This window comes from Vibrio sp. dhg, assembly GCF_003443775.1.
GTDB classification, from domain to species: domain Bacteria; phylum Pseudomonadota; class Gammaproteobacteria; order Enterobacterales; family Vibrionaceae; genus Vibrio; species Vibrio natriegens.
Map to the genome: position 1 here is coordinate 2583597 of NZ_CP028943.1, position 15050 is coordinate 2598646.

Below are 15050 nucleotides of genomic sequence, written 5' to 3' on the forward strand. Positions count from 1 at the left end.
ATGGAAAATTCAATGAAATACGCACTTGGTCCATTACTCTATTTCTGGCCAAAACAAGATGTGGAAGCATTCTATCAGCAAGCAAAAGAGAGTACCGCGGACATCATCTATCTAGGTGAAACGGTCTGCTCTAAACGACGAGAAATGAAACCAGCCCATTGGTTTGATATCGCAAAAGAACTCTCCGCTGCGGGTAAACAGGTCGTGCTATCAACCATGGCGTTGCTGGAAGCACCAAGTGAAGTCAACATCATGAAGAAATACATCGATAATGGTGATTTCGCGATTGAGGCCAATGATGTTTCTGCGGTTCAGCTAGCCGCAGAGCACCGAGTGCCGTTTGTTGTTGGCCCGGCGATTAATACCTATAACGCCCATACACTAAACCTATTCCTGAAACAGGGTATGACGCGCTGGTGTATGCCTGTGGAACTGTCGCGTGATTGGTTACGTGATACATTAGCGCAATGTGAGAGTCTTGGTATCCGCAATAAATTTGAAGTGGAAGTGTTCAGCCATGGTTATCTGCCACTGGCCTACTCGGCTCGTTGCTTTACAGCGCGCGCTGAAAACCGCGCAAAAGACGATTGCGAGACCTGCTGCATTAAGTACCCGACAGGCATTCAGGTAAGCAGCCAAGAGGGCCAGGAAGTTTTCAACCTTAATGGCATCCAAACTCAGTCTGGTTACTGCTACAACTTAATCAATGACTTACCTGGCATGCAGGGATTAGTGGATGTGGTACGACTTAGCCCACTTGGTATCAGCACCCTATCGGAATTAGATCAATTCCGTGCCAATGAACAGGGCGAAAAACCTCAGAAACTCGAAGACCGTCAATGCAATGGTTACTGGCACCAACTAGCAGGTCTGGACGTCAAAAATATCTGACTCTAGATATACATAAAGCGAGGCCAATACCTCGCTTTATTTTGCTTGTTTCTGTCAAGACGATTGCATGCTAGGTTCAACTAGGCTCTCACTGAGCAACTTCTTCACATCACGCCACAACATACTCATTACGACCAAACTTAACGCAATGTTAGACAATGGGAAGGCAATCCAAATCCCCACCACTCCGAATATTTTAGGCATGATAAACAGAAATGGTAGCTGAACCATAATATTACCAACTGTAATGAACATCGCCTTACTGCCTTTGTTCATCGACTGATAATACGCGGCCGAGACCATTAAGAAACCATCTAAGAACAAGGCAAACATGTGAAAGCGGATACCCATCACTGCACTTTCAATTAACTGCTGATCCGAGCTATTAAAGACCGAAACGACCTCATAAGGGAAAACGTTCAACAAGGTAACAAAAGCAAAGCCTCCCAGCACCGCGGTGCCCATGGCTATCTTTAGCAGCTTACGAATATTTTGCGGATTACGCGCCCCATGGTTATAGCTCACCAGAGGCTGCATGCCATTAGCAATGCCCTCTGCAACTAAGAAATAAACCGTGACGATATAACCGAGAATCGCATACGCACCAATCAATAACGCACTGCCATATTGAGCAAACAACGAATTATGCAGTGCCACCATGATCGAGCCGTAAGCGTACATAAAAAAGCTCGAGCTTCCGATCATCACGACCTTAGGCACAATATCAAGCTGTACTTGCAGATCGCTAAAACGTAAGCGCAGCTTGGCTTTAGAACTGAAGAAGTAACCAATACCAAGAACCGTCACGACCATCTGTGCCAACGCAGTTGCAATGGCAGCACCAGTCAACTCCCACCCCAACCAAGCAATAAAGACATAATCTAGCGAGATGTTTATCGCAGCACCTGTCACCATCAGTATCGTGGCTAAGTTAGGGCTATCATCGTTTCTCAATAAAAATGGCGCAGCGATCGATCCAAGCGTGAATATGCACGACACAATCAATATTTGTAAGTACTGTAGACCTAGCTCGTATACTTGACCTTGCGCCCCTTGCCAACGAATAAAATCGTCCGCAAAGTAGAAAAGAACCGTAGCAACGACTGGCATCAATGCGGCGAGTAATAATAACCCGGTAGATAAAATGCGCTTGGCGCCGTCTTGGTCTTGTTCACCACGCTTGATGGAAACAAGAGCCCCCGTGCCGACGCCAACCATCATGCCGACGCCTAAGATTGTCCCAATCACAGGCCACGCCACGTTGATTCCAGCCAGCCCATCAGCACCAACATAGCGGCCAATAAAAATGCCGTCGATCACTTGATACAAACCATTCACCAACATGGCAGCAATGGTTGGAATCGTGTACTTCCAAAACTGTCTATATATCGAGCCTTGCATAACAACCACCAGCAGTTAGCAAAGCTAACCAATTAATATTAATAATTATTTTGTTCTGTCTGGACAAACACATGTATAACAAAACACGAATAGGAAACGTGATGAGCTCTAATCACGCAAGACTAACCAGAGAAGACACTCGCCTTTACTTACCGGAAAAGAATATTCGTCGAGTCACGCCAGCATCAAAAAACCGCTCAGTGAGCGGCTTTAGACTAGTTATCTGGTTGTTGCTCAGCTTTGAGCTTAGCCATCCTGTCCTGCTGCAACTGCTCATAAATCTGAGCTAACTCGAGAAATGAGTACCGATGCTCTACGTAATCATAAACGTTGAAGGATATCGCCAATTTATACAGTGATATTGCACTCGCCAAATCGCCTTGTAACTGATGACGCTTCCCTAAGTAAAAGTAAGTCTCCGTGAGTCGCTCAGCAAGACGGTAGTTCTCTCGTGTACCATCCATGATCAATTTCAGCGCTTGCTCATCTGAAACGTCACGCAGCATAATGGCCACTAAGACCCATCCCCACTCTTCACTTCGATCTCGTTGATAGTGCTTCTTCAGATTCGCTTTTGCTTGCTCCGGATCCTGTTCAGCTTCAATGATGTAAAGCCACAACGCACGAAATGGATCGCTTGGCATCTCTTCATAGTGCTTATTCATGTCTTCCAGAGCGAGTTCAATCCGGCCGCCATAATACAATGCGATGGCACGGTTTCTTTCGGCATACGTGTTATCAGGAGCCAGCTCTAAGGTTGAATCAAACGCTTCATAAGCGGCATCAAACTCTCCAACCTGAGTAAAGTAAACCCCTAATAGATTGAAGATATCAGGTTGAGCAGGGTTCAATTGTAAAGATTGGTTGAAATCCAAACGAGCAAGGTCACGTAAGCCAACACTGTCATAGTAATTGCCGCGCTCATAGTGCATTTTTGCACGAACTTCATCACTCAGATCAGGGCGTTGAAGAAGCTGAGATAAACGCGCAATTTGCACCTCTTGCTGCACGCTAGGCTGCAGAGGTACCGCCATTGGTGGGTAAACCCACTGCATGGCCGATTGCTGAGAAGTATTTGCACAACCGGTCAGCACGATAGCAACACATAAACTTGCGGTTTGAAACCATTTCACTAATTGATACTCCTAATTTGGACTGCTCCGAGTCTGTTTCTCTTATGCCTTATCTTTATATGCAATAGTAGAATAAATTGCCTCACCTGAGGGTAAACGCCTCGAAACAAAACAAAAAAAGGGGAGCAAAATTGCTCCCCTTTTATAGCATGCTTTCAGGCCCTTAAGCTAATAAAAGACCGAAAGTCGAGTATTAGATTACTCGTCTTTAGCAGCAGGTGCTTCAGCCGCTGCTTCTTCAGCTGGCTTTTCTACTGCTTCTTTCATGCTTAGACGTACACGGCCCTGACGGTCGATTTCAAGAACTTTAACTTGAACTTCCTGACCTTCAGTTAGGTAGTCTGACACTTTCTCAACACGTTTTTCTGCGATTTGAGAAATATGCACTAGACCATCTTTACCTGGAAGTACTGTTACGAATGCACCAAAGTCTGCCAGACGTGCCACTTTACCAGTGTAGATACGGCCAACTTCAACTTCAGCAGTGATCTCTTCAATACGACGGATCGCTTCTTTCGCTGCTGCGCCTTCAGTCGCTGCAATTTTGATCGTACCGTCGTCTTCGATTTCGATAGTTGTACCTGTCTCTTCAGTTAGAGCACGGATAACTGCGCCACCTTTACCGATAACATCTTTGATCTTCTCAGCGCTGATCTTCATTGTATGAATACGCGGAGCGAACTCAGAGATATCATCACGAGCACCAGAAATCGCTTCATCCATTACAGATAGGATGTGCTTACGTGCACCTTGTGCTTGGTTAAGCGCAATTTGCATGATTTCTTTAGTGATACCTTCGATCTTGATGTCCATTTGAAGTGCAGTAACACCAGTGTTAGTACCTGCTACTTTAAAGTCCATGTCACCTAGGTGGTCTTCGTCACCAAGGATGTCAGAAAGAACAACGAAATCGTCGCCTTCTTTAACAAGACCCATTGCGATACCCGCAACAGAAGACTTGATTGGCACACCAGCATCCATAAGAGCCAGAGAAGTACCACATACAGAAGCCATTGAAGATGAACCGTTAGATTCAGTGATTTCTGATACAACACGAACTGTGTATGGGAACTCGTCAACAGATGGCATTACTGCTGCGATACCACGCTTAGCTAGTTTACCGTGGCCGATTTCACGACGCTTTGGAGAACCTACAAAACCAGTTTCACCTACACAGTATGGAGGGAAGTTGTAGTGTAGTAGGAAGTGATCTTTACGCTCACCTGTCAGTTCATCAATGATTTGCGCGTCACGCTGCGTACCAAGAGTTGCTGTAACGATCGCCTGAGTTTCACCACGAGTGAATAGAGCAGAACCGTGAGTACGTGGAAGAATACCAGTACGTACGTCTAGCGCACGAACCATGTCTTTCTCACGACCATCGATACGTGGGTTACCCGCGATGATGCTACGACGTACTACTGTCTTCTCTAGGTCATGGAAGATAGTGTGGATTTCTTTCGTATCCGCTTCTGGATCTTCAGCTAGTAGCACTTCGTTAACTTCTGCTGCGATCGCGTGGATACGGTCGTAACGAGCCATCTTCTCAGTGATTTGGTAAGCTTCAACAAGCTTAGCTTCTGCGAGTTCAGCAATCTTGTTCTTAAGTACTGTGTTCTCTTCTGGAGCAACCCAATCCCAAGCTGGAGTTGCAACTTCAGCTTTAAATTCGTTGATTGCGTTGATCACAACTTGTTGTTGATCGTGACCGTAAACAACCGCTGCTAGCATTTCTTCTTCAGTTAGGTTGTCAGCTTCTGACTCAACCATCAGTACTGCAGACTCTGTACCCGCAACAACAAGATCCAAACGAGATGCATCTAGTTCAGTTTGGCTTGGGTTAAGAACAAGTTGACCGTCGATGTGACCAACACGTGCTGCACCGATAGGACCATTAAATGGAATACCAGAGATAGCTAGTGCCGCAGACGTACCAATCATTGTTGGGATATCTGGCTGAACGTCAGGGTTTACAGAAACAACCGTAGCAATAACTTGTACTTCGTTTTTGAATGCATCCGGGAATAGCGGACGGATTGGACGGTCGATTAGACGAGCTGTTAGCGTTTCGCCTTCAGATGGACGACCTTCACGCTTGAAGAAACCACCAGGGATTTTACCAGCAGCGTAAGTACGCTCTTGGTAGTTTACTGTTAGAGGGAAGAAGTCTTGACCAGCAACTGCTTCTTTCTTACCTACAACTGAAACGAATACTGCTGTATCGTCCATTGTAACCATAACTGCTGCTGTAGCTTGACGTGCGATAACGCCAGTTTCTAGAGTAACCGTGTGGTTACCGTACTGGAACGTTTTAACAACTGGTTTTTCGAACATTGTTATTCCTTGTTTCTAAACGCGCTGACAATCAGCCGCTTAGGTGTGTTAATAAACACTCAAGGCATTACGAATCGCGACTAGTGAAAAGAAACTCAAACAAATTTCTTTTTAATAGCCGCGACCTTTTGGTCGACGAGGTTGACTGTAATGCAAAGAGTTTAGTGAAAAATCTGATGTACTGTTCTAAACAGTGACCATTCACTTATCTAGAACCGCATCAAAAGATTAAGCCGCCAGTATTATAACGGCTTAAGGATGATTTGGCTAAATTTAGGCAACAAAAAAGGGGCATAAAGCCCCTTTTTCGACAAACTGCTAAGCAGTCGCTGATTAGCGACGTAGGCCTAGACGCTTGATTAGGTCTTGGTAGCGAGCTAGGTTTTTACCTTTTAGGTAATCTAGAAGCTTACGACGACGAGAAACCATACGTAGAAGACCACGACGGCTGTGGTGATCGCCTTTGTGCGCTTTGAAGTGACCTTGTAGGTGGTTGATAGAAGCTGTAAGTAGAGCTACTTGAACTTCTGGTGAACCAGTGTCGCCTTCAGATTGTGCGTATTCTGCTACGATTGCTGCTTTAGTTTCTGCATTCAGAGACATAATTCTCTCCTAATAAGAGTAAGTTAATATTTGTGCCAGCCAATCTCTGATTCAGCCGACACGAGAAGCGCGAATTATAGGGAAGTTTCCGCATTCACGCAATAAAAAATACCGGCGCTAAGGCCGGTATTTTTCAAGTAGTGCGAAATTACTCTTCGTCACGAAAAACCACCAAACGTTTTGGTGCGATTTTTCCGTCGTTGTTCATCTCGCCAACACCGATGAATAAGCGCTCTTCTCCCATGGTAAGGCGAAGAGAACCTTCGGTAGGAGCACCACTTACTTGAACCGGTTGACCATGTTGAACCATGTCCGCAAGCTCTGGTATCAGGTTCACTTCTGGTAGATCTTCTACCGCTGTGTCCATTGGCATAAGCAGCGGATCCAAAAGCTCACGTGGCGCGACCTCTTGGCGGTGTGCTTGCTCCAGTAACTCGTTAAGTTGCTCAAGCGTAACCATCTTCTCATATGGGTACTTAGCAACACCAGTACGGCGAAGCATAGTGACATGAGCGCCACAGCCTAACATTTCACCAAGGTCATCGACGATGGTTCGAATGTATGTACCTTTTGAACAGTGTACTTCCATCTCGACTTCATCACCTTCAAAACGATGAAGGATGATTTCGTAGACCGTGATTTTACGAGATTCGCGCGGAACTTCGATTCCTTTACGCGCATACTCGTACAACGGTTTACCTTGGTATTTCAACGCTGAAAACATTGAAGGTACTTGATCCGATTCACCACGGAATTTGTCAATGCACGCTTCTAGCTTCTCAAGATCCACATCGACCGGACGAGTTTCTACGATTTCACCATCAGAGTCTGATGTGTTGGTACGTTCACCCAGTTTCGCGATCACTCGGTAGCGTTTGTCTGAATCCAATAGGAACTGAGAAAACTTTGTTGCCTCTCCCAAACAGATCGGCAACATGCCCGTCGCTAGAGGATCCAATGCACCCGTATGACCCGCTTTTTCAGCGAAGTAAATGCGCTTCACTTTTTGCAACGCATCATTAGATGAGATACCTGTCGGTTTATCTAACAGGATAACGCCATTGATTGGACGACCTTTACGACGACGAGCCATTATTCTTCGTCCTCACGACCAGAATCTTTTTGCTTTTGCTTATCTGCACTAACCACTTCAGACACAAGGTTAGACATGCGCATACCTTCAACAAGAGTATTGTCGTAGTGGAAGCGAATTTCTGGAGTAAGGCGCAGACGAATACGCTTACCTAGCATCATGCGGATATGCACTTCATGCTCACGGAGCGCTGCTAGACATGATTCTGGAGTTTGCTCGCCTACACATAGGAAAGTAACGAAGACTTTGGCATAAGCAAGGTCACGAGATACTTCAACATCTGAAATAGTAACCATACCCAAGCGTGAATCACGAACTTCACGCTGCAGGATCATGGCAAGTTCTTTTTGCAGCTGCTGTGAAACGCGCTGCGTGCGGCTAAATTCTTTTGACATATCTTTTCTCTTATATAGAAAGAATGGGGGGTTGGTCTAAGCCAGCCCCCCATGGTGTATTCAACAACCAATTACTACTTATCTATCAAAGACAATATGAGTAATCTTAGTCAATTAGTCTAGAGTACGTTTGATTTCAACGATTTCGAATACTTCGATTTGGTCGCCAACGCGAACATCGTTGTAGTTCTTAACGCCGATACCACACTCGTAGCCATTCTTAACTTCTTGAACGTCATCTTTAAAGCGACGTAGTGACTCTAGTTCACCTTCGTAGATAACAACGTTATCACGTAGAACACGGATAGGGTTGTTACGCTTAATCAGACCTTCAGTAACCATACAGCCAGCGATTGCGCCCAGTTTCGGTGACTTAAATACGTCACGTACTTCAGCAAGACCAATGATCTCTTGCTTGAATTCTGGAGCAAGCATACCGCCCATTGCCTGTTTCACTTCGTCAATCAATTGGTAAATGATTGAGTAGTAACGTAGGTCAACAGCTGCTGCTTCAACCGCACGACGAGCAGATGCATCAGCACGTACGTTAAAGCCTAGAATGATTGCATTTGAAGCTTCTGCTAGTACTACATCTGTCTCAGTGATACCACCAACACCTGAACCAACGATGTTCACTTTAACTTCGTCAGTTGACAGTTTAAGTAGTGAGTCAGCGATAGCTTCAACAGAACCTTGTACGTCTGCTTTCAGAACTACGTTCAATTCAGCAACTTCACCAGCAGTCATGTTAGAGAACATGTTCTCTAGTTTAGATTTCTGCTGACGAGCAAGTTTCACTTCACGGAACTTACCAGCACGGTAGTTTGCAACTTCACGCGCTTTACGCTCGTCACGTACTACTGTTGCTTCGTCACCTGATGCAGGCACACCAGAAAGACCTAGGATCTCAACTGGGATAGACGGGCCAGCTTCTGTGATTTCTTGACCTAGTTCGTCACGCATTGCACGAACACGACCGTATTCCTGACCACAAAGAACGATATCGCCTTTGTTTAGCGTACCAGACTGAACAAGTACTGTTGCTACTGGACCACGACCTTTATCTAGACGTGATTCAACAACTACGCCAGATGCCATGCCTTCTTTTACTGCTGTAAGTTCTAGAACTTCAGATTGTAGAAGGATTGCTTCTAGTAGACCGTCGATGTTTGTACCCTGTTTTGCAGAGATGTGAACGAACATGTTCTCACCGCCCCACTCTTCAGGGATTACGTCGTATTGAGCTAGCTCATTCTTAACGTTGTCTGGGTTAGCATCTTCTTTATCGATCTTGTTCACTGCAACAATCAAAGGTACGCCTGCCGCTTTCGCGTGCTGGATAGCTTCTACTGTCTGTGGCATTACGCCATCATCTGCTGCAACAACAAGTACAACGATATCTGTTGCTTGAGCACCACGAGCACGCATTGCAGTAAACGCCGCGTGTCCAGGAGTATCAAGGAACGTGATCATGCCGTTTTCAGTTTCAACGTGGTATGCACCGATGTGCTGAGTAATACCACCCGCTTCGCCTGAAGCAACGTGTGTACGACGGATGTAGTCCAGTGTTGATGTTTTACCGTGGTCTACGTGACCCATGATAGTTACAACTGGAGCACGAGGAACCGCTTCTGCATTCGTGTCACGGTCAGATAGAACCGCTTCTTCTAGCTCGTTCTCTTTACGAAGAACAACTTTGTGACCCATTTCTTCAGCCACAAGCTGAGCTGTTTCTTGATCGATAACTTGGTTGATAGTCGCCATTGCGCCCATCTTCATCATCACTTTGATAACTTCTGTTGCTTTCACAGACATCTTGTTAGCAAGTTCTGATAGGACGATAGTTTCACCAATCACAACATCTTGTTTAGCAACTGTTGCTGACTTATCAAAGCCATGCTGCATTGATGTTGGCTTAGCTAGCTTGCCTTTACGACCGCCTTTACCGCCACGTTGGGTACGACCACCATTGCGAGCTTGATCATCCTTTTGAGAAGGTTTTTTCTTCTTCTTACGACGACCAGCTTCTTCTTTGCGATCTGCTTCATCTTCCGCTTCACGTGCGTATCGTGAAGTCGTTACATGGTAATCTGTATCTTCCATATCACCCTTTTTCTCTTCTGCAGCAGACCAACGCTCTTTATTCTTTTCAGCCAATTCGCGAGCTTCTTCAAGCTTGCGCTGACTTTCCTCTTCAGCCTTACGCTTAGCTTCTTCTTCCTGACGACGTTTAAGCTCGTCGGCCTCTTTTCGCGCTGCTTCTTGCTTAATTTTCTCTTCAGCATCACGTTTCGCTTTTTCTTCAGCTTCACGTTGTGCATTCGTATCAACGTCTCGTTTCGCTTTTTCTTCAGCTTCACGTTTCGCTTTTTCTTCAGCGTCACGTTTTGCAGCTTCTTCAGCTTCACGTTTTACAGCTTCTTCAGCTTCACGCTTTGCGGCTTCTTCAGCTGCGCGTTTTGCTGCTTCTTCTGCTTCACGTTTTGCCGCTTCTTCAGCGTCACGTTTCGCTTCATCTTCAATTGTGCTGCGCTTCACGTATGTACGTTTCTTGCGCACCTCAACCTGAACATTCTTACTCTTACCACCACCCGCGTTTACACTAAGTGTACTACGAGTTTTACGCTGTAGCGTAAGGCGAGTAGGCTCTGAATCGCCAGACTTATCACCGTGTTCTTTTTTCAGATGAGAGAGAAGCTGCTGCTTCTCTTCATCAGTAACATTGTCAGAGCTCGCCTTTTTAATGCCAGCGTCAGCAAGTTGTTCAATCAAGCGGTCGACTGGCGTACCAATCTCATCACTCAGTGCTTTAACTGTTAATTGTGTCATGCCGCTTCCTCCTTGCTGAATTATGCTTCTTCGCCGAACCAACAGATGTTACGTGCGGCCATAATTAGCTCACCTGCACGCTCTTCGGTCAGGCCTTCAATACCTTCTAAATCGTCAATGCCTTGGTCAGCAAGATCTTCAAGTGTTGCTACACCTTTTGCTGCCAATTTAAATGCCATTTCACGCTCAAGACCTTCAAGTCCTAGTAGATCTTCTGCCGGCTCCAGACCTTCAAAAGACTCTTCTTGCGCTAATGCGATTGTTGTTAGTGCATCTTTCGCACGACCACGTAGCTCTTCGATTAGCTCTTCATTCAGGCCATCGACTTCAAGTAGCTCGTTTACTGGTACGTAAGCAACTTCTTCTAATGTTGAGAAACCTTCTTCAACAAGTAGCTGTGCGAAGTCCTCTTCGATATCAAGGTACTTCATGAAGTTTTCGATAGACGCTTGTGATTCTTCAGCGTGTTTCTTCTGAAGATCAGCTACTGTCATTACGTTCAGTTCCCAACCAGTTAGCTGAGACGCAAGGCGAACGTTTTGGCCATTACGACCGATAGCTTGTGCTAGGTTATCTGCTTCAACCGCGATATCCATTGCGTGCGCATCTTCATCAACGATGATAGATGCAACATCAGCTGGAGCCATTGCATTGATTACGAACTGAGCTGGGTTATCATCCCAAAGCACGATATCGATACGCTCACCGCCAAGCTCGCCAGAAACCGCTTGTACACGTGCACCACGCATACCAACACACGCACCAACAGGGTCAATACGCTTGTCGTTAGTTTTCACTGCGATCTTCGCACGAGAACCTGGATCACGCGCCGCGCCTTTAAGCTCGATGATGTCTTCAGCAATTTCAGGCACTTCAACACGGAATAGCTCTGCTAGCATTTCAGGCTTAGAGCGAGTGATGAACAGTTGGAAACCACGCGCTTCTGGAGCAACCTTGTACAGAAGACCACGAACACGGTCACCTGGACGGAAGTTTTCACGAGGAAGTTGGTCATCACGTAGGATTACCGCTTCTGCGTTGTTACCTAGATCAAGTACGATAGTGTCGCGGTTTACTTTCTTAACAACACCAGTGATTAGGTCACCTTCGTTATCAATGAACTGCTCAACGATTTGTGCACGCTCAGCTTCACGAACTTTTTGTACGATAACTTGCTTAGCAGTTTGAGTCGTAATACGGTCAAACGTTACTGATTGGATCTCGTCTTCTACGTAATCGCCTAGCTCAACTGACTCATCGTCATATTGTGCAGCTTCTAGAGAGATCTCTTTGGTTGGGTTTTCAACATTATCTACCACCAACCAGCGACGGTAAGTCACGAATTCACCCGTTTTACGGTCAATAGCAACACGTACGTCGATTTCGATTTCGTATTTTTTCTTTGTAGAAGTTGCTAGAGCAATCTCAAGAGCTTCAAAGATACGCTCACGAGGTACCGCTTTTTCGTTCGATACCGCTTCTGCTACCGCTAAAATTTCTTTACTCATTGTATTTAGCCTCTAAGCTTAAACTTTTTTAGGGAACTAAAATTTAGGGATCAGGTTAGCTTTTGAAATATTACTTAAAGCAAACTCTTCTTGCTGGCCTTCAACAGTAACTGTCACTGTTTCGCCATCAACGCTGTGGATAATACCTTTCCACTTGCGACGGTTTGCTACAGCCATTTTCAAAACGATGCTGACCTCGTGACCAATAAATTGCTCGTAATGTGCTGCTTTGAAAAGCGGTCTTTCTAAACCTGGAGAAGACACTTCTAGGCTGTAAGCAACAGAAATTGGATCTTCAACGTCTAGTACCGCACTTACTTGGTGGCTAACTTCTGCACAGTCGTCCACGTTAATGCCATTTTCATGGTCAATATAGATGCGTAGCGTTGAGTGCGCGCCTGCTCGAATGAATTCTAATCCAACCAACTCATAGCCCGACGCCTCAACAGGAGCTTCAAGCATTTCAGTAAGTTGTCTTTCTAAACCAGTCATTTAAACCACTCCAGAAACAAAAAAAGGGCTCAGAGCCCAATCAAAAAACCAAGCAGCAATCTGAGATTTTTAAAAAACTCAGATAACAAAAAACCCCGATAGTCGGGGTTTTATGCTGCTGGACCCTGATACGTTAAGAATAGATAAAAATGCTATCCTTAACTCGTAGTGTGGTTAGTACTACGCAAACTTGCCAACCCTCGATTTCTTATTCAAAGAAAGAGATTGGTTGCGGGGGCCGGATTTGAACCGACGACCTTCGGGTTATGAGCCCGACGAGCTACCAAGCTGCTCCACCCCGCGTCCGACTTGCTGAGCATTATACTCGCAAACAAGTGATTTACAAGTTTGTAAATACATGGTGCCGAGAGAGGGACTCGAACCCTCACACCAAAGGCACTAGCACCTCATGCTAGCGTGTCTACCAATTTCACCATCTCGGCATCAAAACCTTGCAGCTTATTGAGGAATTTCATCACCAGCTGGTGCTGGCACTTCACTCGCTGCGTCCTTAACTTGTTCAACAACTGGCTGACCTAACGTTGGGTCTACCCATTGTGACTCAGTCTTGTGCGTAGACATACGACCAAGTAGCAAGCTAATGACAAAAAATACGGTTGCTAAAATAGCAGTTGTTCGGGTTAAGAAATTACCTGAGCCGCTAGCACCAAACACTGTGTTTGAAGCACCAGCACCGAACGAGGCTCCCATATCTGCGCCTTTACCTTGTTGAATCAACACAAGGCCAATCACACCAAGCGCCGCCAACAGGTAAATCACAAGTAGAACTGTAAACATTTTTTCCACCTATGTTCCAAATTGTTGAGCCAGCGCCGCCCAAAAATAATGAATCTTATTAAATGAACAAGGCTAGCGACCTCCTAACGGGAGGCGGTGCAATACTAGCGAAAGCCATTAACGCTGACAAGGGGAAATTAGTAAAAAAACAACGCCATTGAGCCGAACGCTCAAAAAAAGGGCAAAAAACGCCCTTTCCTTTATATGCTATCGGTTAAAGCAATGATTAAAAACTTGCTTTTACCGCGTCAGCAATTTTAAGCGCTGAGCTCTGGACAAGTTCTGCATCTTCGCCTTCTACCATGACACGGATAAGAGGCTCAGTACCTGATTTACGCAGCAATACTCGACCTTTATCGCCAAGTTCAGCTTCCACTTCGGCAACAGAATCCAATACTGCTTTTGCTTCTAATGGGTTAGCATCGCCAGAGAAACGAACGTTTTCCAGCACTTGCGGGTACAACGTCATGCCTTGAGAAAGATCGTGTAACGACATGTCACTGCCGACAATCGAAGCAAGAACTTGTAATGCAGCAACAATAGCATCACCGGTGGTGACTTTGTCCAACAAGATAACGTGGCCTGAGTTTTCAGCACCGATCTTCCAACCTTTTGCAAGCAATTGCTCCATCACGTAGCGATCGCCTACCGCAGCACGAACAAATGGAATACCTAACTGCTTCAGGCCATTTTCCATGCCCAAGTTAGTCATCAGCGTACCAACGACACCACCTTTTAGTTCACCGCGACGTAGCGCATCTCTTGCGATGATGTAGGCAATCTGGTCGCCATCGACTTTATTACCCAAGTGATCAACCATGATGATTCGGTCGCCGTCACCATCAAAGGCAAGGCCAAGGTGAGCTTGTTCTTCTACTACACGTTTTTGAAGTGCACGTACATCAGTCGCACCAACTTGATCGTTGATATTGGTACCATTAGGCTCAACGCCCATCGCAATCACTTCAGCACCCAGCTCTTTAAAGACATTTGGAGCGATGTGGTAAGTTGCGCCGTGTGCACAGTCAACCACAATTTTAAGGCTCGCTAAGCTTAGTATTGAAGGAAAAGTACTTTTACAAAACTCAATGTAGCGACCCGCTGCATCGTTTAGGCGTGTTGCTTTACCCAGCTCAGCCGATTCGACACATTCAATCTCTTTGTCCAATTCCGCTTCGATAGCAAGTTCAATATCATCTGGCAATTTAGTGCCTTCAGAAGAGAAAAACTTGATGCCGTTATCGTAGTAAGGGTTGTGAGATGCCGAGATCACAATCCCAGCTTCTGCTCGGAATGTTTGTGTTAAATAGGCAACCGCTGGGGTTGGCATTGGTCCGGTAAAGGTTGCTTTAAGACCAGCCGCAGCCAAACCCGCTTCTAGTGCAGACTCCAGCATGTAACCAGATATGCGAGTATCTTTACCAATAATTACTTTTTTTGTGCCTTGTTTCGCCAATACGCGACCTGCCGCCCAGCCAAGTTTCAGTACGAAATCGGGAGTGATTGGATATTGTCCAACTTTGCCACGCACACCATCTGTACCAAAGTAACGTCTTTTATCAGACATAAACTT

12 protein-coding genes and 2 tRNA genes are annotated in these 15050 nt (G+C 45.6%); 1 reads left to right on the forward strand and 13 read right to left on the reverse strand.

Going from position 1 to position 15050, the window contains the following annotated elements; translation table 11 throughout:
- Nucleotides 1–12 precede the first annotated feature (12 nt).
- Nucleotides 13–891 carry a U32 family peptidase gene (locus DBX26_RS11945; protein WP_162889698.1) on the forward strand — a complete coding sequence of 293 codons (879 nt, stop codon included), beginning with the start codon at nt 13–15 and terminating at the stop codon, nt 889–891.
- A gap of 54 nt (nt 892–945) precedes the next feature.
- On the opposite strand, the gene DBX26_RS11950 is transcribed toward DBX26_RS11945, so the two are convergent.
- From DBX26_RS11950 to glmM, 13 genes are all read right to left on the reverse strand, one after another.
- A complete protein-coding gene (locus DBX26_RS11950; RefSeq protein ID WP_118119299.1) occupies nt 946–2292 on the reverse strand; it encodes an MATE family efflux transporter in 1347 nt (448 codons plus the stop codon).
- A gap of 215 nt (nt 2293–2507) precedes the next feature.
- The gene (gene nlpI / locus DBX26_RS11955; RefSeq protein ID WP_118119301.1) at nt 2508–3425 is read right to left on the reverse strand and encodes a lipoprotein NlpI; all 918 of its coding nucleotides are present in this window, start codon (nt 3423–3425) and stop codon (nt 2508–2510) included.
- 198 nt (nt 3426–3623) lie between these two features.
- Complete coding sequence (gene pnp / locus DBX26_RS11960) at nt 3624–5759, reverse strand: polyribonucleotide nucleotidyltransferase (RefSeq protein WP_014232881.1); 2136 nt, start codon at nt 5757–5759, stop codon at nt 3624–3626.
- 333 nt (nt 5760–6092) lie between these two features.
- On the reverse strand, nt 6093–6362 hold the full coding sequence (rpsO, locus tag DBX26_RS11965; RefSeq protein WP_014232882.1) for a 30S ribosomal protein S15: 270 nt from the start codon (nt 6360–6362) through the stop codon (nt 6093–6095).
- Nucleotides 6363–6510: 148 nt separating this feature from the next.
- The gene (gene truB, locus DBX26_RS11970; protein WP_118119303.1) at nt 6511–7455 is read right to left on the reverse strand and encodes a tRNA pseudouridine(55) synthase TruB; all 945 of its coding nucleotides are present in this window, start codon (nt 7453–7455) and stop codon (nt 6511–6513) included.
- Nucleotides 7455–7850, reverse strand: a complete 396-nt coding sequence (gene rbfA / locus DBX26_RS11975; RefSeq protein ID WP_014232884.1) for a 30S ribosome-binding factor RbfA — start codon at nt 7848–7850, stop codon at nt 7455–7457. Before rbfA ends, truB begins: the two co-directional genes overlap by 1 nt.
- A gap of 114 nt (nt 7851–7964) precedes the next feature.
- Nucleotides 7965–10679 carry a translation initiation factor IF-2 gene (gene infB / locus DBX26_RS11980; protein WP_118119305.1) on the reverse strand — a complete coding sequence of 905 codons (2715 nt, stop codon included), beginning with the start codon at nt 10677–10679 and terminating at the stop codon, nt 7965–7967.
- A 20-nt stretch (nt 10680–10699) separates the two neighbouring features.
- Entirely contained in the window at nt 10700–12187 is a 1488-nt protein-coding gene (gene nusA / locus DBX26_RS11985) for a transcription termination factor NusA (RefSeq protein WP_020333905.1), read from the reverse strand.
- A 36-nt stretch (nt 12188–12223) separates the two neighbouring features.
- Complete coding sequence (gene rimP / locus DBX26_RS11990) at nt 12224–12679, reverse strand: ribosome maturation factor RimP (RefSeq protein WP_014232887.1); 456 nt, start codon at nt 12677–12679, stop codon at nt 12224–12226.
- 226 nt (nt 12680–12905) lie between these two features.
- A tRNA-Met gene (locus tag DBX26_RS11995) sits at nt 12906–12982 on the reverse strand.
- A gap of 56 nt (nt 12983–13038) precedes the next feature.
- A tRNA-Leu gene (locus DBX26_RS12000) sits at nt 13039–13122 on the reverse strand.
- A gap of 16 nt (nt 13123–13138) precedes the next feature.
- Nucleotides 13139–13477, reverse strand: coding sequence for a preprotein translocase subunit SecG (gene secG / locus DBX26_RS12005; RefSeq protein WP_014232888.1), 339 nt, complete (start codon nt 13475–13477; stop codon nt 13139–13141).
- A 226-nt stretch (nt 13478–13703) separates the two neighbouring features.
- Complete coding sequence (gene glmM / locus DBX26_RS12010; protein WP_118119307.1) at nt 13704–15044, reverse strand: phosphoglucosamine mutase; 1341 nt, start codon at nt 15042–15044, stop codon at nt 13704–13706.
- Nucleotides 15045–15050: the final 6 nt, after the last annotated feature.